Source organism: Nocardia camponoti (assembly GCF_014646135.1).
Lineage (GTDB): Bacteria > Actinomycetota > Actinomycetes > Mycobacteriales > Mycobacteriaceae > Nocardia > Nocardia camponoti.
The window spans coordinates 1,165,866-1,192,238 of record NZ_BMMW01000001.1; the positions used below are offsets into that span (position 1 = coordinate 1,165,866).

Annotated in this window: 24 protein-coding genes; 13 read left to right on the forward strand and 11 right to left on the reverse strand. The window is 65.8% G+C overall.

Translation table 11 applies throughout. The features are described 5' to 3' along the window. Window positions 1-100 precede the first annotated feature (100 nt). Window positions 101-706, forward strand: a complete 606-nt coding sequence (locus IEX78_RS05410; protein WP_188827671.1) for a TetR/AcrR family transcriptional regulator — start codon at window positions 101-103, stop codon at window positions 704-706. 147 nt (window positions 707-853) lie between these two features. On the opposite strand, the gene IEX78_RS05415 is transcribed toward IEX78_RS05410, so the two are convergent. Continuing rightward, on the reverse strand, window positions 854-2,593 hold the full coding sequence (locus tag IEX78_RS05415; protein WP_373291537.1) for a DEAD/DEAH box helicase: 1,740 nt from the start codon (window positions 2,591-2,593) through the stop codon (window positions 854-856). Between the two features lie 198 nt (window positions 2,594-2,791). Between IEX78_RS05415 and IEX78_RS05420 the strand changes: the two genes are divergently transcribed. Further along, on the forward strand, window positions 2,792-3,868 hold the full coding sequence (locus IEX78_RS05420; protein ID WP_188827672.1) for a YihY/virulence factor BrkB family protein: 1,077 nt from the start codon (window positions 2,792-2,794) through the stop codon (window positions 3,866-3,868). Here IEX78_RS05420 and IEX78_RS05425 read toward each other — a convergent pair. Further along, complete coding sequence (locus tag IEX78_RS05425; protein ID WP_188827673.1) at window positions 3,841-4,077, reverse strand: DUF3039 domain-containing protein; 237 nt, start codon at window positions 4,075-4,077, stop codon at window positions 3,841-3,843. The genes IEX78_RS05420 and IEX78_RS05425 overlap by 28 nt on opposite strands. Window positions 4,078-4,160: 83 nt before the next feature. On the opposite strand from IEX78_RS05425, the gene IEX78_RS05430 reads away from it, so the two are divergent. Next, window positions 4,161-4,577: a DUF3099 domain-containing protein gene (locus IEX78_RS05430; protein ID WP_188827674.1), complete on the forward strand. Its 417-nt coding sequence runs from the start codon at window positions 4,161-4,163 to the stop codon at window positions 4,575-4,577. On the opposite strand, the gene IEX78_RS05435 is transcribed toward IEX78_RS05430, so the two are convergent. Continuing rightward, complete coding sequence (locus tag IEX78_RS05435) at window positions 4,567-5,856, reverse strand: MFS transporter (protein WP_188827675.1); 1,290 nt, start codon at window positions 5,854-5,856, stop codon at window positions 4,567-4,569. The genes IEX78_RS05430 and IEX78_RS05435 overlap by 11 nt on opposite strands. Window positions 5,857-5,992: 136 nt before the next feature. On the opposite strand from IEX78_RS05435, the gene IEX78_RS05440 reads away from it, so the two are divergent. The 3 genes from IEX78_RS05440 to IEX78_RS05450 all read left to right on the forward strand — a co-directional run bounded on the left by IEX78_RS05440 (window position 5,993) and on the right by IEX78_RS05450 (window position 9,472). Further along, the gene (locus IEX78_RS05440) at window positions 5,993-6,724 is read left to right on the forward strand and encodes a VOC family protein (RefSeq protein ID WP_188827676.1); all 732 of its coding nucleotides are present in this window, start codon (window positions 5,993-5,995) and stop codon (window positions 6,722-6,724) included. A gap of 93 nt (window positions 6,725-6,817) precedes the next feature. After that, the gene (locus IEX78_RS05445) at window positions 6,818-8,335 is read left to right on the forward strand and encodes a DUF7782 domain-containing protein (RefSeq protein ID WP_188827677.1); all 1,518 of its coding nucleotides are present in this window, start codon (window positions 6,818-6,820) and stop codon (window positions 8,333-8,335) included. A 168-nt stretch (window positions 8,336-8,503) separates the two neighbouring features. Further along, window positions 8,504-9,472: a sigma-70 family RNA polymerase sigma factor gene (locus IEX78_RS05450; protein WP_188827678.1), complete on the forward strand. Its 969-nt coding sequence runs from the start codon at window positions 8,504-8,506 to the stop codon at window positions 9,470-9,472. 3 nt (window positions 9,473-9,475) lie between these two features. Here the strand turns inward: IEX78_RS05450 and IEX78_RS05455 are convergent, their stop codons facing one another. The 3 genes from IEX78_RS05455 to IEX78_RS05465 all read right to left on the reverse strand — a co-directional run bounded on the left by IEX78_RS05455 (window position 9,476) and on the right by IEX78_RS05465 (window position 13,824). Beyond that, window positions 9,476-9,784, reverse strand: coding sequence for a DUF4333 domain-containing protein (locus tag IEX78_RS05455; RefSeq protein WP_188827679.1), 309 nt, complete (start codon window positions 9,782-9,784; stop codon window positions 9,476-9,478). A gap of 85 nt (window positions 9,785-9,869) precedes the next feature. Then, complete coding sequence (locus tag IEX78_RS05460) at window positions 9,870-12,590, reverse strand: bifunctional acetate--CoA ligase family protein/GNAT family N-acetyltransferase (RefSeq protein ID WP_229683722.1); 2,721 nt, start codon at window positions 12,588-12,590, stop codon at window positions 9,870-9,872. Further along, window positions 12,583-13,824: an acetoin utilization protein AcuC gene (locus IEX78_RS05465; RefSeq protein WP_188827681.1), complete on the reverse strand. Its 1,242-nt coding sequence runs from the start codon at window positions 13,822-13,824 to the stop codon at window positions 12,583-12,585. The genes IEX78_RS05460 and IEX78_RS05465 overlap by 8 nt, the downstream gene beginning before the upstream one ends. 129 nt (window positions 13,825-13,953) lie before the next feature. Here IEX78_RS05465 and IEX78_RS05470 point away from each other — a divergent pair, with 129 nt between their 5' ends. Further along, window positions 13,954-14,640, forward strand: a complete 687-nt coding sequence (locus tag IEX78_RS05470) for an iron-dependent transcriptional repressor DtxR (RefSeq protein WP_188827682.1) — start codon at window positions 13,954-13,956, stop codon at window positions 14,638-14,640. A gap of 3 nt (window positions 14,641-14,643) precedes the next feature. Continuing rightward, window positions 14,644-15,624: a UDP-glucose 4-epimerase GalE gene (gene galE, locus IEX78_RS05475; protein WP_188827683.1), complete on the forward strand. Its 981-nt coding sequence runs from the start codon at window positions 14,644-14,646 to the stop codon at window positions 15,622-15,624. Window positions 15,625-15,668: 44 nt separating this feature from the next. Here the strand turns inward: galE and IEX78_RS05480 are convergent, their stop codons facing one another. Both IEX78_RS05480 and IEX78_RS05485 read right to left on the reverse strand, forming a co-directional pair. Further along, the gene (locus tag IEX78_RS05480) at window positions 15,669-16,832 is read right to left on the reverse strand and encodes a DUF4192 domain-containing protein (RefSeq protein WP_188827684.1); all 1,164 of its coding nucleotides are present in this window, start codon (window positions 16,830-16,832) and stop codon (window positions 15,669-15,671) included. A gap of 140 nt (window positions 16,833-16,972) precedes the next feature. Then, window positions 16,973-17,674: a sensor domain-containing protein gene (locus tag IEX78_RS05485; protein ID WP_229683723.1), complete on the reverse strand. Its 702-nt coding sequence runs from the start codon at window positions 17,672-17,674 to the stop codon at window positions 16,973-16,975. A gap of 225 nt (window positions 17,675-17,899) precedes the next feature. On the opposite strand from IEX78_RS05485, the gene IEX78_RS05490 reads away from it, so the two are divergent. The 5 genes from IEX78_RS05490 to IEX78_RS05510 all read left to right on the forward strand — a co-directional run bounded on the left by IEX78_RS05490 (window position 17,900) and on the right by IEX78_RS05510 (window position 24,440). Continuing rightward, entirely contained in the window at window positions 17,900-18,844 is a 945-nt protein-coding gene (locus tag IEX78_RS05490) for a PAC2 family protein (RefSeq protein ID WP_188827685.1), read from the forward strand. A gap of 26 nt (window positions 18,845-18,870) precedes the next feature. Then, on the forward strand, window positions 18,871-21,369 hold the full coding sequence (locus IEX78_RS05495; RefSeq protein WP_188827686.1) for a DEAD/DEAH box helicase: 2,499 nt from the start codon (window positions 18,871-18,873) through the stop codon (window positions 21,367-21,369). An 81-nt stretch (window positions 21,370-21,450) separates the two neighbouring features. After that, complete coding sequence (locus tag IEX78_RS05500) at window positions 21,451-22,557, forward strand: type III PLP-dependent enzyme (RefSeq protein ID WP_188827687.1); 1,107 nt, start codon at window positions 21,451-21,453, stop codon at window positions 22,555-22,557. Window positions 22,558-22,564: 7 nt separating this feature from the next. Next, window positions 22,565-23,767 carry an adenosylmethionine decarboxylase gene (gene speD / locus IEX78_RS05505; RefSeq protein WP_188827688.1) on the forward strand — a complete coding sequence of 401 codons (1,203 nt, stop codon included), beginning with the start codon at window positions 22,565-22,567 and terminating at the stop codon, window positions 23,765-23,767. Between the two features lie 58 nt (window positions 23,768-23,825). Further along, window positions 23,826-24,440, forward strand: a complete 615-nt coding sequence (locus IEX78_RS05510; protein ID WP_188827689.1) for a hypothetical protein — start codon at window positions 23,826-23,828, stop codon at window positions 24,438-24,440. A 3-nt stretch (window positions 24,441-24,443) separates the two neighbouring features. On the opposite strand, the gene IEX78_RS05515 is transcribed toward IEX78_RS05510, so the two are convergent. Genes IEX78_RS05515 through IEX78_RS05525 form a run of 3 tightly spaced genes read right to left on the reverse strand, consistent with a single transcriptional unit; the run spans window position 24,444 to window position 26,310 of the window. Further along, a complete protein-coding gene (locus IEX78_RS05515; RefSeq protein WP_188827690.1) occupies window positions 24,444-25,043 on the reverse strand; it encodes an energy-coupling factor transporter transmembrane component T family protein in 600 nt (199 codons plus the stop codon). Further along, window positions 25,040-25,720 carry an energy-coupling factor ABC transporter ATP-binding protein gene (locus IEX78_RS05520; RefSeq protein ID WP_188827691.1) on the reverse strand — a complete coding sequence of 227 codons (681 nt, stop codon included), beginning with the start codon at window positions 25,718-25,720 and terminating at the stop codon, window positions 25,040-25,042. The genes IEX78_RS05515 and IEX78_RS05520 overlap by 4 nt, the downstream gene beginning before the upstream one ends. Beyond that, window positions 25,717-26,310 carry a biotin transporter BioY gene (locus IEX78_RS05525; RefSeq protein ID WP_188827692.1) on the reverse strand — a complete coding sequence of 198 codons (594 nt, stop codon included), beginning with the start codon at window positions 26,308-26,310 and terminating at the stop codon, window positions 25,717-25,719. The genes IEX78_RS05520 and IEX78_RS05525 overlap by 4 nt, the downstream gene beginning before the upstream one ends. Window positions 26,311-26,373 lie beyond the last annotated feature (63 nt).

Here is a 26,373-nt window from a genome sequence, read left to right on the forward strand (position 1 = left end):
TTTTTGTATTGATCGTTACATAAGTACCCAAGCGCACCGCACCCGTCGCCGTCAAGAGTTAGCGCGGGTATATTTAGCGATCACTACAGAAAGGGCGCGAATGGCGGCGACACGTGGCAGGCCCCGGGGCTTCGACCGCGACGTAGCGCTGCGCCGCGCGATGGAAGTGTTCTGGGAGCACGGGTACGACGGCACGTCGATGACTGACCTCACCACCGCGATGGGCATCAACTCTCCCAGCCTGTACGCGGCGTTTGGCGACAAAGAGGCGTTGTTCCGCGCGGCCGTTGACCTGTACGGGCAGTCGGAAGGGTCGATTACCGCCCAAGCCCTGCGCAACGAGCCGACGGCATATGCGGCCGTGTCGAAGATGTTGCGCGACAACGTCGTTTGCTACACCGCGCTGGGCAAACAACGCGGGTGTCTCGTTGTCCTCGCTGGGCGCCCGGCGATCACCCGCACTGAGGGAGTGGGCGAATTTCTCGCCACCGCACGCCTTTCGGTGACCGACGCCCTCCGCGCCCGCTTAGACGCGGGGGTTGCGGCGGGCGAGTTCCGCCCCGAAACCGACACCGCCGCCCTCGCCACCTTCTACAGCACGGTGCTCAACGGTTTGTCGATCCAGGCGCGCGACGGCGTCTCACGCGACGACCTGCTGGCGTCCGCCGACCAGGCGTTGACGGTACTGGCGGCCGCACGGCAGTAGCGTGAGCGCGAACCCGTCGGGCTGACTTCCCCAGGGGTGGCGGCAGCCGCCCGCCAACGCGGGTGGCGGCCGCTGCACATTCGCGACGCGCCACACGCCAATCAATCCGCTTGGCGCACAGCCACATTCCAGCGCGGCTTGGGGGTCCTACCGCCGACGCAAAGCCGCGATGCGCTCGGTCAACTGGTCGGCGGTCGCCAAAGCCGTTGGCGGACCACCACATTCGCGACGCAACTCGCCGTGAATCACGCCGTGCGGCTTGTTCGTTCGGTGGTGGTACATCGCGACCAAGCTGTTGAGTTCCTTGCGCAGCTCACCCAACCGGTCAGCGGTCGCGACACGTTCGGCGACCGGGGCCGGGGCGACCACTTCCTTTGCCGCCGTGCGGTTGTCGAGCTGACGCGTTTGGCGGTCGCGAAGCAAAGCGCGCATCTGGTCGGCGTCGAGCAGGCCAGGGATGCCGAGGTAGTCGGCTTCCTCATCGGAACCGGCGATGGTCGCGGTGCCGAACGACGAACCCTCGTAAATCACCTGGTCAAGCTCAGCGTCGGCCGCCAACGCGACAAACGACTTCTCTTCTTCGCCCGGCTCATCTTTGCGCTTGTTCGCGTCGACGAGCAGTTCGTCGTCGAACGCGCCCTTTTCGCGATGCGGCTTGCCGATCACGTGGTCGCGCTGCACCTCAAGCTGCGCGGCGAGGTCGAGGAGCACGGGCACCGACGGCAGGAACACGCTCGCGGTTTCGCCCTTGGCGCGGGCACGCACGAAGCGCCCGATCGCCTGCGCGAAGTACAGCGGGGTCGACGCCGACGTCGCGTACACCCCAACGGCGAGGCGCGGCACGTCGACACCTTCGGACACCATGCGCACCGCGACCATCCACGGCTGCGTTCCCTCGGCGAATTCACCAATGCGGTTCGACGACTGCGGGTCGTCGGAAAGCACGACCGTCGGCCGCTCCCCACTGATGTGTTCGAGCAGTTCGGCATAGTCGCGCGCGCGTTCCTGGTCGGTCGCGATCACGAGACCGCCCGCGTCCGGCATGCCCGACGCGCGCAGCTGACGTAGTCGCGTGTCGGCGGCGCGTAGGACGGCCGAGATCCAGTCGCCTGCCGGGTCGAGCGCCGTCCGCCACGCACGCGCGGTCTGTTCGGCGCTCAGCGGCTCGCCGAGGCGGGCGGTGTGCTCTTCGCCCGCGCTGTCGCGCCAATGGGCGTCGCCGGAGTAGGCGAGGAATACCACGGGCCGGACGACGCCGTCAGCGAGCGCGTCGGCGTATCCGTAGGAGTGGTCGGCGCGCGAACGCGGCAAGCCCGCTTCGTCCGGTTCGTAGGTGACGAACGGGATTTTCGAATCGTCACTGCGGAACGGCGTACCGGTGAGCGCCAGGCGTCGAGTCGCGTCGCCAAAAGCTTCCTCGGTTGCCTCACCCCACGTTTTCGCGTCGCCAGCGTGGTGGATCTCGTCGAGAATCACCAGCGTGCGACGGTTTTCGGTGCGCACGCGGTGGCGGGCTGGGTGCGCGGCGACTTGGGCGTAAGTGACGACGACACCGTGATAGTCGCCTGACGTGCCGCCGGTGCTGTTAGAGAAGCGCGAGTCGAGCGCGATCCCCGACCGCGCCGCCGACGCGGCCCACTGGTGCTTGAGGTGTTCGGTCGGCGCGACCACGGTGATCTGGTCGACGGTCCGATCCGCTAGCAACTCAGCAGCTACCCGCAGCGCGAAGGTGGTTTTACCTGCACCCGGCGTCGCGACCGCGAGAAAGTCGCGCGGCTTGCTCGACAAATACTTCGTGAGCGCCCGCCGCTGCCATGCGCGCAGCGAACCACCACCGGTCGGCTGCTCGCCCGGTGTACTCGCATTTATCGCCGTAGCGGCGCCCACCGACCCAGTCACGCAGTCGACCCTAGCGGCCCGCTCCGGCGTGTCGCCAAACCGACGCGGCGCGGGCGAGAAGCGTCACAACTGAGCACCGTACGAACAGGTGGTCGAACGCGTCACCGTCCGTTTGCCCGCCGTGCGCCGACACGAACAGCGGCCCGACCCACGCGAGTTACCAACGTGGGAGATGCTTAACCCGAGATGAACGAGGACAAGGCCACCACTTCCGAGCCAAGCGGGCAACGCGCGGGCGAACATCGTCGATGGTTTCAGACGGTGTGGCGGCTGATCGTGCGTGTCGCGCAGAAGTGCTGGGACCACTCCATTTTCGACAAGTCGGCGGCGGCGGCGTTCTGGCAGACGATGTCGCTGGCACCGCTTTTGCTTGGGCTGTTGGGCTCGCTTGGCTGGTTGGGCGGCCTTTTCGGGCCCGACACCGTCGACATTGTCGAGGCGAAAATCATCACGTTCAGCCGGGAGTTTTTCAATCCGAGCGTGGTCGCTGATCTGATCGAACCCACGGTTGCCGATGTGCTCGGTCGCGGTCGGGGCGCGGTGGTGTCGATCGGCTTCGTGTTGTCGCTGTGGGCCGGTTCGTCGGCGATGGCAACCTTCGTTGACGCGATCGTGCACGCGCACGGTCAGGAAGACGCGCGCAATCCGGTGTGGCAGCGAATTTTCGCGCTGCTGCTGTACGTGCAATTCCTCATCGCGGCGGTGCTGATCCTGCCGCTCGTCGCGGTGGGGCCCACGATCGTGGGGCGCATCCTCCCCGAGAGCTGGCGCGAACCGGGCCTGCGGCTGATCGATGGGTTCTACTACCCGATCGTTGGCCTGCTGCTGATTGTCGGGCTGACCACGCTGTACAAGCTCGCGTTGCACAAAACACTGCCGTGGCATCGGCTGCTGTGGGGCGCGCTGATCGCGGGCGTTTTTTTCATGGGCGCGAGCGACGTTTTGCGGCGCTACCTGTCGTGGATCACCGACACCGGCGTGACCTACGGCGCGCTCGCGACGCCGATCGCGTTTCTGCTTTTCACGTACTTTCTCGGCTTCGCGGTAATTCTCGGCGCGGAATTCAACGCCGCTGTGCAGGAGTTTTGGCCCGCCCGCGCCACGCGAATGGAACAGATTCGCGACTGGCTCACTCGACTGCGCAACGGCGAGGACATCGAGAGTCTCGATTTGTCGGATGAACACGACCGCGCATCCGTCGACTCAACAGAGCCGACGGTGCCGGAAATGCGTGCTCAGTCGCCTTTACGCAAGCCGTCGTAGACCTTTTTGCAGTCTGGGCAAACCGGCGAACCGGGCTTGGCCGAGCGGGTAACGGGGAAAACCTCACCACATAAGGCGACGACCATCGTGCCCATGACGGCGCTTTCGGCAATCCGGTTCTTTTTCACGTAGTGGAAGACCTTGGGAGTGTCGTCGCTCGTCGTCTCGTCAGTGGTGGTTTCCGGGCGCACCAGGGTGTCTGTACTCACGACATCCATGATGCCGCATCGATGCGACAGCGCGCAGACCAGCCGCTTGTGCGGGCATCTGACCAAAGTGGAAGACTTGGGCTATGCGCGACAACGGCGATGTCCCCGGCGCCGACGAAAACCCCGAGGTCACGGTACCCACTCCGCCCGCCGACACCCCCGGCGTTCGGCGGAGCTTCGCCAGCTCTGACCCGCGTCATGCGGTCTTGATCACCGAGGCGGCACCTTCGCTGGAAGACCAGCATCGTGCCCGCGTGCGGCGCTACATGCTGATCATGGGCCTGCGCATTCCGTGCCTTGTTTTGGCGGCGATTTCGTACGTGACCTTCGAAAGTCCGCTGCTCGCGATCTTGATCATGCTGGCGTCGGTGCCGCTGCCGTGGATCGCGGTGCTCATCGCCAACGACCGGCCGCCGCGCGACAAGACTGAGCCGAGCCGCTGGGATGGGCGCGACGCCCAACTTCAACTCGAAGCGCGCAAACACAACATCATCGAATGATTTTCGGTCGCACAATCAGCAGCGACATCACCGCCGCGATCGCGCACAATCCGCCAGCGACGTACCAGGCGAGATCGTAGGAACCATTGATGTCGCGGATCAGGCCAGCGCCCGTCGCGGCGATCGCGGCACCAACCTGGTGCGCGGCGAAGACCCAGCCGAAAGCGATGGGGCCGTCCTCGCCGAACAGTTCGCGACACAGCAGAACCGTCGGTGGCACGGTCGCGATCCAGTCAAGTCCGTAGAAAACGACGAACACCCACATGCTCGGTTGGGTGTACGGGCCGAGCAGTGACGGCAGGATCAGCAGCGAAAGCCCACGCAGCGCGTAGTAGCCGACGAGGAGATAACGCGGGTCGAAGCGGTCCGACAGCCACCCGGAGGCGATCGTGCCAGCGACATCGAAGATGCCGACGAGCGCGAGCAGCCCGGCGGCCGTCGTCGATGGCATGCCGTGGTCGTGGGCAGCGGTGACGAAGTGCGTGCCGACGAGCCCGTTCGTCGACGCGCCACAAATCGCGAATCCGCCTGCGAGCAGCCAGAATCCGCGCGTTCGCGCCGCTGTCGCGAGCACGCGCAGCGCACGCGTCGCCGAACCGCCGGTGTGGGCCACGCGCACGCCGACCGGCGAGTCGGCTGGGGCACCGTAGGCGCGCACCCCGAGGTCGCTCGGGTAATCGCGCAGGCACAGCCACACCAGCGGCACCACCGCGAGCGCGACCCCCGCGACGAGCAGCGACGGCATCCGCCAGCCGTGCTCGTTCGCCAGTTTCGCGACGAGCGGGAGGAAAACCAGTTGGCCGGTCGCGCCCGCTGCCGTGAGAATGCCGGTCACGAGGCCACGACTCTGGACGAACCAGCGGCCGCCAATCGTGGCGACGAACGGCATCGACATCGATCCGACGCCAACGCCGACGAGCAATCCCCAGGTCAGGACCAACTGCCACGGCTGGGTCATGAAGACCGTGAGCCCGGCGCCAGCCGCGATGAGCACCAGCGCGCAACAAACAACCTGGCGAATGCCGAAGCGGTCCATCAGCGCGGCGGCGAACGGCGATATCAGGCCGTAGAGCAGCATGTTGAGCGAAACCGCGCCCGCGATTGTGGCGTGTGACCAGCCGAATTCGACGTGCAGCGGGTCGATGAGCACGCTTGGCACCGAGCGGAACGCGGCCGCGCCGAGCAGGGTCACGAACCCGACCGCCGCGACGATCCATGCTGGGTGGACTCGGCGACGCGGGGTCGACTGGTCGGTCGGCGGGGTGCGCAGCTCGGTCACGCGTCCAGCTTGACGGACGCGATGGGGCGTGCGCGAGGCGACCCGGTGCCATCTTTCGACAAGATGGCGCCACCGTCGTGCAGTGGTACTACCGTGCACATCGCGTGAACGTGGTGAACCGAGGAGGACGCAGGGGATGATCAGCTGGACATGGGCCTTCTTAGACCGTCCCGCATCGACTTTCGAAGCATGCGCGCACTTTTGGGCGACGGTCACCGGGTCGACGCTGTCGCCGCGACGGGGTGGGCGCGACGAGTTCCTTACTCTCCTGCCCGCGAGCGGTCCGGCGTGGTTGAAGATGCAGGTGATTGAGTCGGAGACACCGGGGACGCATCTCGACCTTGATGTTGTCGACGTTCCGCGCGCTGTCGAACGTGCGATTGCCCTGGGCGCGAAGGTGATTGCGGAAGGCGACGACTACACGTCGATGACTTCGCCTGCGGGACAGGTCTTTTGCTTCACCACCGCAGACCCCGCACCGCGCGAGCTGATCGGACTCAGCGCGAGCCCGGACGGCAACGTCACGCGACTCGATCAGATCTGTCTGGATGTGAGCGCGTCGAATGTGGTTGACGAGACCGCATTTTGGCGCGAGTTGACGGGATGGTCGCCACAGCCGACACCGCGCCCCGAATTCACCCGACTACGTGACCCCGGTCAGCCGCTGCAGTTTCTCCTGCAACGACTCGACGAATCCCGTCCTCCCTCCGCCCACCCCGACCTCGCCTGCACCGATGTCGCGGCCACGGCAACCTGGCACGAACTACTCGGCGCGACCTTCGTCGCCGACGGGGCCGGCTGGCTCGTCCTGCGCGACCCGTCCGGTGCCCCGTATTGTCTGACGGCGCGAAGCCCGTTCGCGGGGTGAGATTTTCGCCGCCCGTATGAAGGCGGTGCCCGCGCGCGACACGCCGACACCTCCGGCGGCGGCACGCCGGGGCCGGACTGGCACAGTGTTCGGGTGCCGAACAACCCAACGACCACCCATTCCCAGCTCACCGCGCTCGCGCCGGACCTGCGAAGCGCGCTGCTGCGCGTCGGTTACACCGCCGACGGCCTACTCGACGTGCTCGGCGACGATGTGCACGCCGCGCTCGGTCGATCCGAACCGGTTCCGGTTCGTCGCGCCGCGCTCGCCGCTGGCGAATTGGGCACGCTGATCCGGCTGCTGTTACTGGGTGACCCGCTGCCGGTCGACGAGGTCGCCGCCGCGATCGCGCCTGCGAGCGTCGATGATGCAGTCGCCGCCGGATTCCTTGTTCGCGACTTTGACCAGGTCAGGGCCGCGATCGACCTGCGTCCGCTCGATACCGGATCAGGCACGCGCTGGATCTTTTCCGATCTTGACGACTCGATGCGCCGCCGCACGCTCACCGAGGATCACGTGCTCGGCGTCGGGCACGCGTCGCTTTCGCTGCTGCGGGCGACCCCGACCGAACCGGTCGGCACGGTATTAGACCTGGGCACCGGATGCGGTGTGCAGGCCGTGCACGCGGCGGAGTATTCGGGCAAAGTGACCGCCACCGACGTCAATCCACGCGCGCTGTGGCTCGCCGAAGCGACGGCCGCGCTCAACGGGTTCGACTTCGAACTGCTGGAAGGCTCGTGGTTTGAACCGGTCGCTGGTCGGCGTTTCGACCAGATCGTCGCGAATCCGCCGTTCGTTGTTGGGCCAGCGCGCATCGAACACACCTATCGCGACTCCGGTCTCGCGCTCGACGGCGCGTCGGAACTGGTGATTTCGCAGGCCGCTGACCTGCTCGCGCCCGGCGGGACCGCCGCGATGCTCGCCGCCTGGGTGCACGTTGATGGCCAAGATTGGCGACAGCGCGTGTCGTCGTGGTTGCCCGAATACGGCGTTGACGCCTGGATTGTGCAGCGTGATGTCGCTGATCCGGCGCTGTATGTGGGCACGTGGCTGCGCGATGCTGGCCTCGACCCGCGCGACCCGGCCGCCCAGGAACGTGCGCAGGCATGGCTCGACGCGTTCGAAGCCGCCGACGTCGAAGGGATCGGCTTCGGTTTCGTCTACCTGCACGCCATCGATGGGCCGACCGAACTGCTCGCCGAAGACCTCACGCACGGTTTCGATGACCCGCTCGGGCCCGAGGCGAGCGCGTACTTCGCCCGGTCAGCGTGGCTGCGTGCGGTCGCGCGCGATCCCGACCTCGCGTGGACGTCGCGGTTTGAACCAAGTCCGGCGACCGCGCTTGAACGCGTTTACCTGCCCGGCGAGTTCGGTTGGGATGAGCAGGTCGCGCGACTGCACCGTGGCGACGGACCGCGTTGGCAGCACGAAGTTGACGACGCGACCGTCGCGCTCGTCGCCGGAATGCGCGCCGACGGACTGACGCTGGCCGAATTGCTCGAACTGTTATCCATCGCCCAGGGCGAAGACGAGGTGAGCCCCGAATTCGCCGCCCAGGCATTGAGTGTCGTTATGGGATTGGTGCGGCACGGGCTGATTCGGCCGGTCTGAGGCCCTCGCTCGACCGTTTTCGGCCAACCTGGCCGCGCTTCTCAGGAACTTCTCAGCAGTCGTGACCTAAATGCGCAGCTCAGGGCCGTTTACGGCGGGCGATACCGGGAACTTTCCTTCTGTCGGGTCCGTTGATCTGGATGAGACACCACCGACAGGAGGCAAGTCATGACAAGCCCCGCCACAACTCGTGTGCGCCCCAGCGAAGCTGATATCGACGCCCAGAGCCCCGCCGCCGATTTGGTACGCGTGTACTTGAACGGAATCGGTCGCACGGCACTGCTCACGGCAGCCGACGAGGTAGAACTGGCCAAGCGCATCGAGGCGGGCCTGTATGCCCAGCACCTGCTTGAGACCACCAAGCGATTGTCGGCCACGCGCAAGCGCGACCTGGCGATCCTGGTTCGAGAAGGTCAGGGTGCTCGCTCGCACCTGCTCGAAGCCAACCTGCGTCTCGTTGTATCGCTCGCGAAGCGCTACACCGGTCGCGGCATGCCGTTGCTCGACCTGATCCAGGAAGGCAACCTCGGGCTCATCCGCGCGATGGAGAAGTTCGACTACGCCAAGGGCTTTAAGTTCTCCACCTATGCAACCTGGTGGATTCGCCAGGCCATCACGCGTGGCATGGCCGACCAGAGCCGCACCATCCGGCTGCCAGTGCATTTGGTCGAGCAGGTCAACAAGCTCGCCCGCATCAAGCGTGAGTTGCACCAGCAGCTCGGTCGCGAAGCCACCGATGCCGAACTCTCGGAAGAGTCGGGCATCCCGGTCGAGAAAATCGCCGACCTGCTCGACCACAGCCGCGACCCGGTCAGCCTGGACATGCCGGTTGGCAACGACGAAGAGGCTCCCCTCGGCGACTTCATCGAGGATTCCGAAGCCACGTCGGCCGAAAGCGCCGTGATCGCTGGCCTGCTGCACACCGATGTGCGCAGCGTGCTTGCCACCCTCGATGAGCGCGAGCAGCAGGTCATCCGCCTGCGCTACGGCCTCGACGACGGCCAGCCCCGCACGCTCGATCAGATCGGCAAGCTCTTCGGGCTCTCGCGCGAGCGCGTTCGCCAGATCGAGCGTGAGGTCATGGCCAAGCTGCGTAAGGGCGACCGCGCTGAGCGATTGCGGGCTTACGCCAGCTAGTCGCTAACTCGGATCGACGGCGATGTCGTAATTCACGATGTCGCCGTCGACTGCTGTCACGGTCACGTTGGTGCCCAACTGTTCACCGTCGACGGTGATGGTGCAGCGCATGGTGGTCCCCACCTTCCCGCTCAAATCGCCTGGGCAGTCAACCTCGCTCACAGGCGTGCCGATCTTCGTCGACAGGGTTTCCGAGACCGACCGTTCGAGGTCGGCCTCGTTCACCTTCGCTCCGCCGATCTCGAAGGAACACCCGGCCACGGCGAAGGTGATGGCGAGAGCGGAAAAGCCAACGACGACGGTGGTTTTCATGGGATTGCCTACTTTCTGCGAACGATCAGGTCGCGACAAGATCTCCCACCGGGTCGGTCGATGTTAACCACCTCCACGGCCTCGATCAGGGAAGCCGACGCGGTCCCGCGTCGAACCGGCTCGGTTCAGGACCAATCCGCACGCGGGCATAAAGCACTTCTGCCGACGTTGGCGCGGCAAGCACCGGGTCTACCGACAGTTCGCGCAGTTCGGCGATGTCGTCGAACAGGGCCGAAATCCGTTGGGCCAGTTCAACTAGCGCGTCAGTGTCCGCGCCGTCGAGCAGAGGGGCCGCGCGCGGGGCGCGGATCAGGGCCACTGACTCAGCCTCGGTCAAGGGCAGTGCGCGATAGGCGCGGTCACCGAGCAGTTCGATGATGCGACCCGAAAGCCCAAAGGCGATCACCGAGCCAAACGACGGGTCATCGGTCACGCGCAAGACGCAGCCAACACCCTTGGCGGCCATGCGCTGCACGTGCAGCACCGGGTCACCGCAGATCTCAACCAGATCCGCATAGGCTTGGCGCACCGCGTCCGGGCCCCACAGATCGAGCCGTACGCCAAGCAGATCGGGCCGTTGTCGCCACATTTCCCCTGTGGCCTTCACCGCGACGGGATAGCCAAGCTCCGTTGCCGCGGCGACCGCCTCGTCAGCGTTGTTCGCCACGCGGAAGGCGACGACGTTGATGCCGTAGCAGGCGAGCAGCCGCGCGGCCTCCACATCGTCTAGCCAGCGCGGGCCGCCGTCGGCGAGCCAGTCGGTAACCAGGTGGCGCGCTTTGTCGACGTCGATGCCCGGTGGGCGCGCGATCGGTGACGGCGGTTGGTCGCGCCAGCGGGCGTACCGTTCGACCATTGCCAGTGCGGCTGCCGCGCGTTCCGGGTCGGGGTAGGACGGGATCGACCCGCGCGCGGGTGCGGCGTTGGGCGAACCGACCGCGAGGTTGCTCGGGATGCCCGATTCGGCGACGAATGTCGTGAGCAGCGGTTTCGTCGCGCGCGCTGCGGCGGTTCGGAGGGCGTCGGCGAAGCCATCCATCTTGACCGGGACGGGTGGCGCGACGATGACCATCACCGCGTCGACATGATCGCAGTCGAGGGCGGCGCGCACCGCTTGCTCATAGTCGCCGGGCGTTGCCTCTGGTCCGAGGTCGATGGGCGCTGCTGCCGACGCGGGGTTCAGCCCGCGCTCAGTTGGACGCACCGTTGTCCCGCGACCTGCCGCCCGCTCCGGACGCTGCACTGAAAGTCCCTGTGCGACAACAGCATCCGTTGCTAGCCAATTAAGTGCGGCACTGTTTCCGATGACGGCGACGCGCGGGCCTCGCGGCAGCGGCTGCGTCGCCAACAAAGCGGCACAGTCGAACAGCGCCGAGATCGACTCAACCTGAATGATGCCCGCCTGGGCGAACAGGTCGCGGACGACGGTGCGGTCCATGTCAACGCCACCGGCAAGCCTGCCACTGCTCACCGCGACGATGGGTTTCGCACGGGCGACGCGGCGGGCCAGTCGCGAGAACTTGCGCGGATTACCGAAGCTCTCCAGATACAGCAGGATGACCTCGGTGTCGGCGGCGGTGTCCCAGTACTGCAAAAGGTCATTGCCCGACACGTCCGCGCGATTGCCCGCCGAGACGAACGTCGACAGACCAAGGTTGCGCGCGGCCGCCTCACCCAAAATCGCCGCGCCCAACGGGCCTGACTGGCAGAAGAAGCCGATCCGACCGCGCTCGGGCAACACCGGGGCGAGGGTGGCGTTGAGGCCGACCGCTGGATCGGTGTTGGCGATGCCCAGCGCACTCGGCCCGACCACCCGCATGCCGTGTCCGCGCGCGGCGGCGACCAGGTCGCGTTCGGCGGTCAGGCCAGCAGGCCCAGCTTCGCCGAACCCCGCGGTGAGCACGATGAGCCCCTTCACGCCCTTGGCGAGACAGTCGGCGAGCACGGACGGGATCGCTGGTGCCCCGACCGCGACGACGGCGAGGTCGACGTGGTCGGGGATGTCACGCACGGTCGCATACGACCGAACACCTTGCACTGATTGCCGATTCGGATTCACCGGATAAACCGGCCCGGAGAACCCGCCCGCGAGCAGATTCGCGAATACCGCGCCGCCGACGCGCGCGGGGTCGACCGTGGCACCGATGACCGCGACCGAGCCGGGTGCCAGCAGGTTGCCCACGCTGCGCGCCTCGGAGGCAGCTTCGCGCGCGTCGCGCACCGTGCGTAGCGCTTCGGTTGGGTCGATCGCGAATTCCAGGTGCACTTCCGCGCCGTCGCGGCTGCGCCGTAACTGATAGCCCGCGTCGCGGAAAACCGTGATCATCGGCTCGTTTTCGGCGAGCACTTCCGCGACGAAGGTCGTGATCTCGTGCTCAGCCGCCGCGCCCGCCAGGTGTTCGAGCAGCACGGAACCAAGGCCGCGTCCCTGATGTTCGTCGGCGACAACGAAGGCGACTTCGGCCGCGCGCTCGTCGGTGCGGTCGAGCAGTTCGTAGCGGGAAACGCCGATGATGTCGTTGCCGAGTACCGCGACCATGCCGACGCGGTCGCGGTAGTCCAGGTGCGTCGTGCGGTACATGTCGCGCGGCGAGATACGTGGGTACGGGCCGAAATAGCGCAGGTACCGGGTGCGTTCGGACAGCCGTTCGTGGAACGTCGCGAGGGCGTCGGCGTCGTCGGGGGTGATGGGTCGGATTCGCACCACTCCCCCGTCGCTGGCGAGCACGTCGCCCGACCAATGTGGGGGCGGCGCAGGCGGATTCGCTGGAGTATCTGCCGTATCGGGCAGCAGCGGCTCAGTCACGGGGGTCGTCCGGGTCGAGGCCGAGCAGGCCGAAGCTGGCGCGGCGCGTTGCTGTGATGGCGGTGTCGACAGCCCGTTGTCGGCGGACGTCATCTGGATCGCCGATGTCGGGCGTCCCGCCTGGCCCATCCCACGGCTGGTAACTGACGTTTCCGCCGTCGCTCATGGTGGTCGGTGGCGTGACGCGCGGCGACGCGGCGCGTACCTCGGCGAGCCAGTCGTCGGGGATCGCCGTTTCTGGCGCAACGGGCCGGTCCAACGCGGTCGCGAGCAGATGCGTCCACGCCCGTGGCACAACGCGTACTACGCCGTACCCGCCGCCGCCGATGGCAAGCCACCGTCCGTCGGCATAGCGATCAGCGAGCTCGCGCATAGCGATAAAGGCCGCACGCTGACCATCGACGGTGAGTTCCAGATCGGCTAGGGGATCTTCGCGATGGGTGTCGACCCCGCACTGACTGATGATGATCTGCGGCTCAAACGCGGCGACCGCGCTCGGCACCACCGCGTGAAACGCTCTGAGCCACTGGGCATCTCGTGTTCCTGGCAATAGTGGCACATTGATCGATGTGCCCTCCCCTCGACCAACTCCCGTCTCTTCGGGCCAGCCGGTATTGGGCCAGAGCGAGGACGGGTGTTGGTGCAGCGAGACGGTCAGCACGCGAGGATCGTCGTAGAAGGCGCGCTGCACCCCGTCGCCGTGATGCACGTCGACATCGAGATAGGCGATGCGGTCGAAGCCGTTGTCGAGCAACCACGAGATCGCGATCGCGGCATCGTTGTAAATGCAAAACCCCGCCGCCGCGTTCGGCATCGCATGGTGCATCCCGCCGCCGATGCTGACTGCCCTTCGCGTACGACCCGCCGCGATCTCGCCAGCGGCAGCGAGGGTGCCGCCCACGATCACCGACGCCGCCTCGTGCATTCCCGAGAAAATCGGGTTGTCGGCGGTGCCGAGACCATAGGTCGTGTCGTCGGCCGAAGCCGGTCCCGAATCCGCTCGGCGGACCGCGTCGAGGTAATCGCCGCGATGGATGCGCAGCAAGTCGGCTTCGGTCGCCGCGCCCGGTTCAAGCAACTCGACACCGTCGAGCACACCAAGATGGCGTGCCAGTGACATAGTGAAGCGCAACCGTGACGGCTTCATCGGGTGCTCAGGACTCCAGGTGTAGCCGAGGAATCGCTCGGACCACACCAACGCCGCGGCGGCATCGCGATCAGGCGAGGTGACCATGGTCGCCACGCTAGTCGGAAGTGTTAGTGCCGGTGGTGCGTTGAGATGCAGTAGAAATAGGCCCGCTGGTCCGGCGCAGGGTCGGACGTTCGCGCGTGGGTAGAATTCGTACCGACGAAGGGGTATTAGGTGAAGGATCTGGTGGATACCACGGAGATGTATCTCCGTACCATCTACGACCTCGAGGAAGAGGGCGTTGTGCCGCTGCGTGCGCGCATCGCCGAGCGGCTTGAGCAGAGCGGGCCAACGGTGAGCCAGACGGTCGCGCGCATGGAGCGCGACGGCCTGCTGCTCGTTGCTGGCGACCGGCATTTGGAGCTCACGGACAAGGGCCGCGCGATGGCTGTCGCGGTGATGCGTAAGCATCGGCTCGCCGAGCGCTTGCTGGTCGACATCATCGGCCTCGACTGGGAGAACGTGCACGCCGAGGCGTGCCGCTGGGAGCACGTGATGAGCGAGGAGGTGGAGCGGCGCCTGATTGAGGTGCTCAACCATCCCACTACCTCGCCCTACGGCAACCCCATCCCTGGGCTCGACGAGCTCGGGCTCGCCGATGGCGCTACGCCCCCGGAGACGCTGGTGCGGCTGTCGGACCTGCCCAACGGCGCGCTGCACGCGGTGGTGGTGCGAAGGCTCGCCGAGCACATCCAGACCGACCCCGAGGTCATCGGCAAACTCCGTGAAGCCGGTGTTGTTCCGGACGCGCGCGTGACTGTCGAGACCAAGCCGGGCGCGGTGCTCATCACCGTCCCTGGCCATTCCGGGTTCGAATTGTCCGAGGAGATGGCGCACGCCGTCCAGGTGAGGCTGGTCTGATTCGTGAAACTTCTGGTCACCGGCGGTGCCGGCTACGTGGGTGGCGGTACCGCCGCCGTGCTGCTCGATCAAGGGCATGACGTCGTTATCGTCGACGACCTGTCCACCGGCAACACCGAAGGCGTCCCTGCGGGCGCGCGGTTCGTCGAAGGCGACATCGCCGACGCCGTCCCCGCCCTGCTCGCCGCTGAATCCTTCGACGGTGTCCTGCATTTCGCCGCCCAGTCGCTGGTCGGCGAGTCGGTTGAGCAGCCCGAGAAGTATTGGCACGGCAATGTCGTTAAGACGCTGCGGCTGCTTGAGGCGATGCGCGAAACCGGTACGCCGCGACTGGTTTTCTCGTCGACTGCCGCGGTGTACGGCGAGCCCGAACAGGTGCCGATCACCGAGTCCGCGGCCACCCGTCCCACCAACCCCTACGGGGCGAGCAAGCTCGCGATCGACCACGCCATCACCTCCTACGCGGTCGCGCACGGATTGGCCGCGACGAGCCTGCGGTACTTCAACGTGGCCGGTGCTTACGGCGGTCTCGGCGAGAACCGCGTTGTCGAAACTCATCTGATCCCCCTTGTTTTGCAGGTGGCACTCGGTCATCGCAAGGCCATCTCGGTGTATGGCACCGACTGGCCTACGCCCGACGGCACCTGCGTGCGCGATTACATTCACATTCGCGATCTGGCCCAAGCACATTCGTTGGCGCTCGCCTCGGCTGAGCCCGGGACGCATCGCGTGTTCAATCTCGGTTCGGGTACGGGTTTCTCTGTGCGCGAGGTGATTTCGGCGTGCGAGCGGGTCACCGGGTTGCCCATCGAAGCCATTGACGCGCCGCGCCGCGCTGGCGACCCCGCCGTGTTGATCGCCTCAAGCGACGAGGCCATCGCCGCGCTCGGGTGGCGGCCCGAGCACAACGATCTCGACGAAATCGTCTCTGACGCTTGGGAATTCCTGCGTTCACTCGGCGATCGCGCGCACAGCGCCCGCTGATTCGGCAGTCGAACCTCGGCCCGGTCATCGCGACGAACCTCAGTTCATCGCGTGATCGGGCCGAGGTCTATCCCGAGGTCAGTGGCGAGTTGATGCCCGCATTCGCCGAGCTTGTGTAGCCGGTCGGGCCGCAGTCCCGCTTGCAACGACGTTTCCAGCAACACCGACATGGTGTGGTCACCATCGGCCTCCACTGCCAACCCGAGCGCGATGCCGGCGAACGGTCCGTCGCCACGCACGTACGCGCTGTAGCCGAGCAGCGAGGCCGCTTCCGCGCGGTCCCGGTCGACGGTGGCGCGAGCGAGTTGGGTCCACAGCAGCTCAGCGGCTTCGGCGTGCTCGCCAAGGGCGATGCCGTACATGACATCTCGGATCGGTTGATCGCGCACCAGCACCGCGATACGCGCGAGGTCGGCATTGGTACGCGGTTCGCCCGATTCAACGTCGGCGATCTGCCACAGGATCCATTCCAGCATTTGACGTTGCTGTTCGGCGTCTCGCCCTATGCGTCGAGCAGCGGCGACGTCGCGGTGATAACTGCGCGCTGCCCCGCACAGCAGCCGTTGCACGCCGGCGCGGCGCAATTCGTCGGGTGCGAGCAGTGCGATGAGGTCGGCTCGCGACTGTCGAATGGGCCGACCGTCAAGCACTTGCGACACCGCGACGAGCGAGCTGGACGGGTCGGGTACCACCCCGCCTGCACCTGGATCGAACAGATCGCGATAGCGCGCGCCAGCGCTGATCGAGCCAACGGTCCACGCACCGCGAATCGGCACGCCTTGGCCCGCTAGCGCGTCGAGCAGCGCGACCCGCAATCGGGTGATGGCCAGCGATGGTCCAGCCCGATCGTCGACTTGGACGGCTAGCACCCCCACCGCTTGTTCGCGCACACAAATGGACACAACGCAGTCGGTGAATTGCTCAAGCGCGCCGGGCTCAACGAGGCTGTCCAGGTCGAATCGCATGACCGCTTCAATCACCTCAGCACCCCGATGCCCGCCCGGGCACAGCATCGCGAGCACAAGCGACCGTTCGGGGGTGAAGCCCAATAGCGCGGGAATCGCCGCGATCAGGTCCCCTGGTTCGTCGACGCGAACCGTCGGTGGCGCCGAATACGCGGGCGACGCTTCCGAACAGCCGAGGGCGCGAGTGAAGGGACCGGATCGCCGAAGCAGGCGAGGACTGGAGTGCGATGCGGGAGTGGTCATGCCGATGAGCATCGCCGATGGGCGTCGGTGCCTCGCGTGACTTACCTGGGCTTTTATTCGGCCTGTGGATAACCGCCAACCTGTGCATAACTGACGCTCTCGCAGTCACTTTCGACCCAGTTTGTCGGTGCGGCGTGGTATCAGCTCCCAGCGACGTTCCCCACCGCGACCGCGAACAGTTCGTCAACAGCACCGGCGTCGGGCTGGCTCGCACCAAAACCCATGGCGGTCACGGTAATTCGCACATCGGCCACTTGGCCAACGGTCGTCTGCATCGTCTGGGCAAGCCCTGCTCCGCCAACGTCGGGAACGACCGTTCGGCGCAGCGAAACGGCGTCATCTGCCCCGTTGAGAGTTGTTTCCGACAGCGTCGTTGTGACCGTCGATGACGCACCCGCGCGGACGACCCGCATCACCGCACATCGCGCCGCCCATTCGCGCAGGTGAGCGACCGATTCCGGGCTGCGCGCGAGCTCGACAGTCACGCTCACGCGACTCGCTTCGTTAGTGCCAACCGCCACCGCGACCGGTTCGGTTTCGCTCGCCCCGGGCGGCACGCAATCGACGGGTTCAACACTCGCCCCAGTCCCAACGCCGTCAAGGTCCCCTGCCGCCGCTGACGCGGCTTGCGGCGGCAAAACAACAGCGGGGTAAACCGCCGGGAATTGCGCGGGCGTTGGCAGCAACTCGCCGAGCGGACGGTCGACGTGACCGCGCGTGTCCGCGTTCGTCGCGACCGGAATGCCGGTCACCTCGTTCCCGCAGGCGACGGTCAACCCCATCGCGACGCCGATGACCAGCACTAACCCGAATCCGCGCAATGTCTTGTCGGCCGCTCGCACATCGTCTACTGTGCCGTACCAGCGCGATCGCGCACCGGTTGCCACGCCGCGCTACGCCACCTGTCCCGGCGCCGGTCCAAGTCGGGAATTCCCTCGCCGCGCTCGCTGTTATCCACCAAAACGAGCCGTCCTCCGGCCGTTTGCGAGCCGTCGGCGCGCGTGGGGGACAATGGATGTTGTCTCCGCGCCGCGAGCGATGGTGGACCGCGCAGGAAGGAGTTCGCGATGGATGATCAGTCGCACATGTACGAACTGGAGTTCCCCGCCCCACAGCTGTCTTCCGAAGACGGCGCGGGTCCCGTGCTCGTGCACGGTCTTGAGGGTTTCACCGATGCTGGCCACGCTGTCCGGCTGGCCACCACTCACCTACGCGAGAGTCTCGAAACCGAACTTGTCGCGTCATTTGATGTCGATGAGCTGCTCGATTACCGGTCGCGTCGTCCGTTGATGACATTCCAAACCGACCATTTCGCCGATTACGCCGAACCCGAACTGAACCTGTGGGCGTTGCGCGACACCGCGGGCACCCCGTTTTTGCTGCTGTCCGGGCTTGAACCGGACCTACGCTGGGAGAAGTTCACCACCGCGGTGCGTCTCCTCGCTGAACAGCTCGGCGTGCGTCGCACGATCGGCCTGTCGGCCATTCCGATGGCGATCCCGCACACGCGTCCGCTTGGCGTCACCGCGCATTCGTCGGACCGTTCGCTGCTTGGCGAACACCAGCGCTGGCCCGGTGAGCTGCAGGTTCCCGGGAGCGCGTCGTCGCTGCTTGAGTATCGAATGGGCCAGCACGGACATGAGTCGCTTGGGTTCTCGGTACATGTGCCCCACTACCTCGCCCAAACCGATTACCCCGAGGCCGCCCAAACGCTGCTGGAAAATGTTGCCGAGAACGCCGGCCTTGAGCTGCCGCTGACCGCGCTTGGCGAAGCCGCCGCGCGTGTTCGCGAGCAGGTCGCCGAGCACATCGCGGGCAATGACGAAGTCGAGACGGTTGTCACCGCGCTTGAGCGCCAATACGACAGTTTCGTCACCGCGCAAGAACGCCAGTCGAGTTTGTTGGCAGGCGACGGCGATCTACCCAGTGGCGAGGAGTTGGGCGCGGAGTTCGAACGCTTCCTCGCCGAACAGGGCGGTTACAGCGACACTTCCGGCGACGGCGAGGACTAACCGGCCAACCCAGTAGGGTGGTCGGAGTGGATCTGACCGACCTGCTGGAAATTCCCGGAACCGACGCCGACGCGCTCTACGAGAGCTTCGCCGCGTGGGCGAGCGAGCAGGGCACCACGCTCTATCCAGCGCAAGACGAGGCGCTGATGGAGTTGGCGTCGGGGGCCAATGTCATTTTGGCTACCCCGACGGGTTCCGGGAAGTCGCTTGTCGCGGTCGGCGCGCACCTTTTCGCGATGGCGAACGGCCAGCGCAGCTACTACACCGCGCCGATTAAAGCGCTGGTCAGCGAGAAGTTTTTCGCACTCTGTGAGCTATTCGGCGCTGAAAACGTTGGCATGGTCACCGGTGACGCCGCCGTGAACCCGGACGCGCCCATCATCTGCGCGACCGCCGAGATCCTCGCGAATCTCGCACTGCGCGAAGGCGCTGCCGCTGAGGTGGGCCAGATCGTGATGGACGAGTTCCATTTCTACGCTGACCCCGATCGTGGGTGGGCGTGGCAGGTGCCGATTATCGAACTGCCGAACGCCCAATTCCTGCTCATGTCAGCCACTTTGGGCGAGGTCGACTTCTTCGCCGACGACCTCACCCGACGCACCGGCCGCTCAACGGCAATCGTCGCTGGCTCGGAACGCCCTGTCCCCCTGACCTTTTCGTATGTGCGCACCCCCATTCAGGAGACCATCGAGGAACTGGTGTCGACGCATCAGGCTCCGGTGTATGTCGTGCACTTCACCCAGGCCGCCGCGTTGGAACGCGCACAGGCGCTGACCAGCTCCAACTTCGCGAGCAAGGCGGAGAAGGAGGCGATCGCGGCGGCGATTGGCGAGTTCCGCTTCGCGTCGGGCTTCGGCAAAACGCTGTCGCGGCTGCTGCGGCACGGCATTGGTGTCCATCACGCTGGCATGCTGCCCAAGTACCGCCGTCTCGTTGAGAAACTCGCCCAAGACGGGCTGTTGAAGGTGGTGTGCGGCACCGACACGCTCGGCGTCGGGATCAACGTGCCCATTCGCACCGTGCTGCTGACCGGGCTTACCAAGTACGACGGCGTGCGCACCCGCAGGCTCAAAGCGCGCGAGTTCCATCAGATCGCGGGCCGCGCTGGTCGCGCTGGCTTCGACACGATGGGCACCGTTGTCGTTGAAGCACCCGAGCATGAGATCGAGAACACGCGCCTGCTCGCCAAGGCTGGCGACGACCCGAAGAAGCTACGAAAGGTCGTGCGACGCAAGCCTCCCGAGGGCTTTGTTTCGTGGAGCGAGGAAACGTTCGACCGACTAATCGCCGCGCAACCCGAGCCGATGGTGTCGCGGTTCTCGGTCACGAACTCGTTGCTGCTCAATGTGATCGCGCGACCCGGCAACTGTTTCCAGGCGATGCGGCACCTGCTCGAAGACAACCACGAAACCCGCGCCCAACAGCGCAAACACATCCTGCGCGCGCTTCGCCTCTATCGCGCGTTGCGCGATGCCGGTGTGGTGCAACAGCTTTCCGAGCCCGATGCCACGGGTCGCATGGCGCGACTCACTGTCGACCTACAACGTGATTTCGCTCTCGATCAGCCGCTGTCGCCGTTCGCGCTCGCGGCCTTCGAATTGCTCGATCGCGACAGCCCCACCTACACCCTCGACGTGGTTTCGCTCATCGAGTCGACGCTGGAAGATCCGCGTCAGCTCGTGATGGCGCAGCAGCATAAGGCGCGCGGCGAAGCGGTCGCGGAAATGAAGGCCGACGGCATCGAATACGAAGAGCGCATGGAGTTGCTTGAGGAGGTCACCTGGCCCAAGCCGCTCGCTGACCTCATCGAGCCCGCGTTCGAGACCTATCGCGGCGGCCATCCGTGGGTGTCGGAATTCGCGCCGTCGCCCAAGTCGGTCGTGCGCGACATGATCGAACGCGCGATGACCTTCGGCGAGCTGATCGCCTTCTACGACCTTGCCCGCTCCGAGGGCGTTGTCCTGCGCTACCTCGCCGACGCTTACCGCGCGCTGCGACGCACCGTGCCCGACGCGGCGCGGACCGAAGAACTCGATGACCTCACCGAATGGCTTGGCGAACTCATTCGCCAGGTCGACTCGTCCCTGCTCGACGAGTGGGAACAGCTCACCAACCCGGGCGCGGAAACCGACACCGAGCAGGTGGCCTTCGGCGCGGAATCGGTGCGCCCGATCACCGCGAACGAACGCGCGTTCCGCGTGATGGTGCGCAACGCGATGTTCCGCCGCGTTGAGTTGGCATCGCGGCAACGCTGGTACGAGCTTGGCGAGCTGGCCGACGGCCCGGACTGGCAACTCGACCTCGCACCCTACTTCGAGGAGTACGAAACGCTCGGCGCCGGCCCGGACGCGCGCGGCCCGCAGCTGTTCCAGGTGGAAAAGCGACCGGAGTTTTGGCACGTTCGCCAGATTCTCGACGACCCCGCTGGCGACCACGGCTGGGCGTTGACGGCGATCGTGGACTTGGCCGAATCGGACGCGGCGGGGGAAGTGGTGTTCGACGAGGTCACCCTCGTCGTCGGCTAGCCCCAAAAGCAGGTTTGCCGGATTCGTAATCGGGTAGTGGCCGCTGATAGTCTCTCTCGGCCGCCGACCGAAAGTTCAACTATGCCCGAATCCCCGTACCTTGTCATCTACCCCGAGCGGGTACGTGCCAACTACCGAGCCCTCGACACCGCGCTCACGGTGACGGGCACCCGGATCAGGTACGCGGTGAAAGCGGCACCCGTTGACGACCTGCTTGTTTTGCTCGCCGACGAAGGCGCGGAATTCGATGTGGCAAGCATCGGCGAGATCGAGCAGTGCATCGCGTTAGGCATCGCCGCCGACCGCCTTTGCTACGGCAATCCGATCAAAAAGGCCGCTCACATCGCCCGCGCCTACGCGCTTGGTGTGCGCCGGTACGCGTTCGACACCGAAGACGACCTTGAGCGCATCGCCGAGCACGCGCCCGGTTCGGAAGTCGAGTGTCGGTTCCTGTCATCAGCGCCGGAATCCAAGACGCCGTTCGGCACGAAATTCGGATGTCGGCCCGATGAAGCGACGAATTTGCTCATCCGCGCTCATGATCTTGGTCTCATTGTCGGCGGCCCGTACTTCCACGTTGGTTCCCAGCAACTCGACCCGAGCGCGTGGCGCATCGGCATCGAGCAAGCGGGCGCGATCGTGCAGGCGTTGGCGGACAAGAACATTGCCGCCACCGTCGTCAACGTTGGCGGCGGCCTCCCAGTTTCCTACGTTGACACCGCCCCCGAACTCAGCGACATCGCCGCCGCGATCAGCAGCGCGGCCGCTGAATTCCTCCCCGAATCGGTGCGCGTCATCGTCGAACCGGGACGCGCGTTGGTTGGCAACGCGGGCACAATTCACGCCGAGGTCGTAGGGGTGCGCGTCGCGCCCGACGGCCGACGCTGGGTGTATCTCGACATCGGCCGATACAACGGTATGGCCGAGACAGAGAACGAGTACATCGCCTACCGTTTCGTCACCGATCGCGATGGCGATCCGGTTGCTGAAGCGGTGGTCGCGGGTCCGACCTGCGACGGAGACGATGTACTGTATCAACGCACAAAGGTCCTTCTGCCGACCACGTTGCGAGCCGGTGACCGCATTCAAATCCTGCACACCGGCGCCTATACCGCGAGTTATTCGTCGGTGTCCTTCAATGGTTTTCCGCCCTTGACCGTTCATGTCTCGGGCGCTGAGCGAGAGTGAGTTTGCCATGACGGCGGAATTCACCGGCTGGCACGTGCTAGCCGAGTTCGGTGGTGTCGACACTGCTTTGTGTGACGATCTCGAACGACTCGAATCGGCGTTGCGCGAGTCTTTGCTCTCGGCGGGCGTCACCATCTGCGATGTCGTTCACAAAAAGTTCGATCCGCAGGGGGTGACCGTCCTCGCCCTGTTGTCGGAGTCTCACGCCTCGATTCACACTTATCCGGAGTCCGGCGACATCTTCGTCGACGTTTTCACCTGCGGAAGCATTGGTGCTGGCGCGACCAAGGCAGTCGACGAACTGCGGAAGAAGCTGAACCCCACCACGGTGGAGATGAATGTTGTGCAGCGTGGCCACGGTGCCCGCAAGATCTACGAACCGGTGGGCGATGGCCTGACCCGGATCTGGGATCTGCACGACGTGATCATCGACACCAACACCCCGTACCAGCACATGGTGATCGCGCGGACGCAGCAGGGCATTTCGCTGTTCTCCGACGACGATCGTCAGTCGACGGAGTTTTCGCAGGTCACCTACCACGAGGCCATGATGGTCCCGGCGTTCGTGCTTGCCGAGAAGCTCGATCGCGTGCTGATCATCGGTTCAGGTGAAGGTGTGGCGTCGCAGATGTCGGTCGCGGCGGGCGCGAGCCTCGTCGACCACGTCGACATCGACCAGCTCGAGGTGGAGCTGTGCGCTGAGCACCTCCCCTACGGCTACACCACCGACGAACTCGCCGCCGCTGTCGCCCACGATGGCCCGGTCCACGTGCATTACGCGGACGGCTGGGATTTCCTCGCCCAGGCGCAGGAAGCGGGCACGCGCTACGACGTGATCGTCATCGATCTGCCTGATGAGCGGGTCGAAGACGCGCAGCACAACCGCCTGTACGAGTCGGAGTTCCTGTCGCGATGTAAGGCACTGCTTGCTCCCGGCGGCGTGCTGTCGGCGCAGGCCGGTTGCGCGACGATGTGGCGCAACGAAACCCTCAAGCGTTCGTTCGCCCGTTTCCGCGAGCAGTTCGCCACGGTCGTTCCGTACGGCAGTGACGAGCACGAGTGGACGTTCCTTTTCGGCCTCAACGAGACCATCGACGAGCCCGTGCGCGGGATGCTCGACCGGTTGGCGTTGCTGCCGTACAAGCCGGAAACGATCGATGGTCGCGCCCTGGAGCGCGGCGCGATCGAGCCGTACGCGCTGCGTCGCTGACGCGCGTGAGCTGACCGAAGGCGGTGTGCTGGGTTTCTCCTGGCGCACCGCCTTTGTCGTGAACGAACCGGTACTGTCGGCAACGATTTCCCAGACAGAATCGAGTGCCGCTGTGCCGCAAGACGTCTCCATCCCCGCCGGTGTGATGCCGGTTCGCCGCCCCGCTGACGAGCGCCCCCGGCTCGACGCCCTTTCTGAGAAGGGCATCGCCGAATTCCCCGCGCTGTTCGGTGACGCGGCATCGGTAACCGATAGCGATTTCGCTCGCATCTCCGGCGACCTCGTGATGCGGTCCTTTCCCTGCACCGGCGCGAAGTTCTTCGCCCGCTTCATGAATAAGCCGACCTACTTCTGGCTCGGCAAATCCTTCCGGCACGCCGAGCCCGGAGTTGCCTACGGCCACAACATCTTTCGTTTCCTCGGCGGCGTGCGGGGGTTGAACTTCGTCGCGACGATCAAAGATTCCGAACTCGATGGTCGCCCCGCGGTGGTGATGGATTACGACGACGCGCGGCTAGGCAGTCGTCGCCCGGGTCGCGCCATCTACGACGAGTTGCGCGAGGTCGAACCTGGATTGTGGCTTGGCCCAAGCTTTCACGTGCGTAACGGCAAGAAGAAGCTGATGGGCTGGTGCGTCCTTGACGCATCGGTGCCGTTTGACGGGCTGTTCTGAGAGTCAGTCGTCGACGCCGCGGGCCGCGAGCGCGTCGCCCATCGCGTCGGCGGTCCGCAGCGCTCGCACCAACACGGGCGTGACCAACGCGGTCGCCGACCACGACACTCCCCTTGCCCGCCGCGCTTCGCCGACGTCGGTGACGATCTGGGCGAGCAGCGGAACGCACCGAATGGCAAGGGCGAGAAGCAAACTGACGCGCTCGGGGTTCACGCCGAATCGGCGAAGCGGGCCCAACGCGCGGGTGAGCGCGTCGAGCATCGCGGTGACCCGGGTGGTCACGGTGACCAATGCGGCGAGCGCGACCGAAACGAGCAGGACCCCGCACACCGCGACGGCGCGCGTCGGCGACGTGGTGAGCAGCTGGAATACGCCGATGATCGCGGTCATCCACAGCACCGGACGAATCTGTGCGAACGCCACCCGCAAGGAAATGCGGGCCAGCGCGTACAAGCCTGTGACCAGGGCCGTCGCGATCAGCACACCGAGCGGACCGCGCACGAAGACGGTCAGCGCGACGATCGCGACGAGCAGCAGCGCGAGCTTCACTCCCGCTGGCATGCGGTGCAGCAGCGAGTCGCCCGGGCAGTAGAGACCGATCATGCGATGAGCTGGCGATACATGTCGACCGCCGCGCCCGGAGGTCCGTCGAAAACGACAGTGCCGTTGTCCAGCACAACAACTCGATCGAAGTCATCGAGCAGGGCGAGGTCGTGCGTCACCACGATCACTTGCTGATCGAGCGAGTTCAGCGCCTGCGATACCCGTCGAGCATTGCGCAGGTCAAGCAAGGTGGTCGGTTCATCGGCGACGATCACCTCGGGTTCGCGGATGAGCGCGGATCCGATGGCGAGCAGTTGTTTCTGGCCGCCGGAAAGCAGATGCGCTGGGTGGTCGGCGTGGGCGGCGAGTCCGAAACGGTCGAGCATGCGCTGAACTCGTTCGGCCACTTCGGTTTTGCTTAGCCCGCTGCGGCGCAGGGAGAACGCGAGGTCTTCGCCGACCGTCGGCATCACGATCTGGGTGTCGGGATCGGTGAAAACGAACCCGACTTTGCGGCGCACCTGCGCGCCTTTGCGCGCGACATCGAGCCCGTCGACGGTCACCGTGCCAGCCGACGGTTTCAGCAGGCCGTTGAACATGCGCGCCAGCGTCGATTTGCCCGAGCCGTTGGCACCGATGAAGCCAACCCGGCGTTCGGTGATGCGAAGGGTGACGTCGCGCAGCACGACGCGGTCGCCGAAACGGTGGCCGACCGCGTCGACAACGATCTCGCTCACGACGTCTTGGTGCCGATCAACCCCGGGTACGCGCGGTGGACACCCTTGGCGACGACGGTCGCGATCACGACCTTGGCGAGGTCACCGGGGATGAACGCGAAGTTGGCCGACACCGCCGCCCACACGTCAAGCTTGGTGCGCACGAGCAGACCGATGGTGCCGAACAGGTAGATGACGACGATGCCGCCAAGCGCGTTGATGAGCAGGCCGAGCACCAGCGGGTACTTCGGCAGGATCGCGGCGGTGAGCCAGCCGATCACCAGCGTCGCCGGGATCCAGCCGATCAGGTAGCCCGCGGTCGGCGAGGCGAGCGCGGTGAGACCGGTACGACCGCCGGAGAGCAGCGGCAGCCCGATCATCGTGAGCGCGATGAACACCGCGACCGCGGCCGTTCCCTTGCGAGCGCCGAGGATCGCGCCGGTGAGGATCACGCCGAGCGTTTGCAGGGTGATCGGCACACCGCTGAAGCCGACGGTGATCGCACCGGGCAAACCGAGCGCGGCGATCAGGGCGGCGAAGACCGCGATCTGTGCCAGATCCCGTGCGTTGAATGCGGTTGCCCGTTGCGGGGACTTCTCGACTTCGGGCACGACAAACTTCCTTCACAGCAGAATTGAACGATGTTCAAAATAACAGGCGAGCTGGGGTGACGC

Bases quoted from the DNA above. Each gene is read 5' to 3' on its own strand.
- IEX78_RS05410 (WP_188827671.1), top strand. From the start codon at position 101: ATGGCGGCGACACGTGGCAGGCCCCGGGGCTTCGACCGCGACGTAGCG.
- IEX78_RS05420 (WP_188827672.1), top strand. From the start codon at position 2,792: ATGAACGAGGACAAGGCCACCACTTCCGAGCCAAGCGGGCAACGCGCG.
- IEX78_RS05430 (WP_188827674.1), top strand. From the start codon at position 4,161: ATGCGCGACAACGGCGATGTCCCCGGCGCCGACGAAAACCCCGAGGTC.
- IEX78_RS05440 (WP_188827676.1), top strand. From the start codon at position 5,993: ATGATCAGCTGGACATGGGCCTTCTTAGACCGTCCCGCATCGACTTTC.
- IEX78_RS05450 (WP_188827678.1), top strand. From the start codon at position 8,504: ATGACAAGCCCCGCCACAACTCGTGTGCGCCCCAGCGAAGCTGATATC.
- IEX78_RS05455 (WP_188827679.1), bottom strand. From the start codon at position 9,784: ATGAAAACCACCGTCGTCGTTGGCTTTTCCGCTCTCGCCATCACCTTC.
- IEX78_RS05465 (WP_188827681.1), bottom strand. From the start codon at position 13,824: ATGGTCACCTCGCCTGATCGCGATGCCGCCGCGGCGTTGGTGTGGTCC.
- IEX78_RS05480 (WP_188827684.1), bottom strand. From the start codon at position 16,832: ATGACCACTCCCGCATCGCACTCCAGTCCTCGCCTGCTTCGGCGATCC.
- IEX78_RS05490 (WP_188827685.1), top strand. From the start codon at position 17,900: ATGGATGATCAGTCGCACATGTACGAACTGGAGTTCCCCGCCCCACAG.
- IEX78_RS05500 (WP_188827687.1), top strand. From the start codon at position 21,451: ATGCCCGAATCCCCGTACCTTGTCATCTACCCCGAGCGGGTACGTGCC.
- speD (WP_188827688.1), top strand. From the start codon at position 22,565: ATGACGGCGGAATTCACCGGCTGGCACGTGCTAGCCGAGTTCGGTGGT.
- IEX78_RS05515 (WP_188827690.1), bottom strand. From the start codon at position 25,043: ATGATCGGTCTCTACTGCCCGGGCGACTCGCTGCTGCACCGCATGCCA.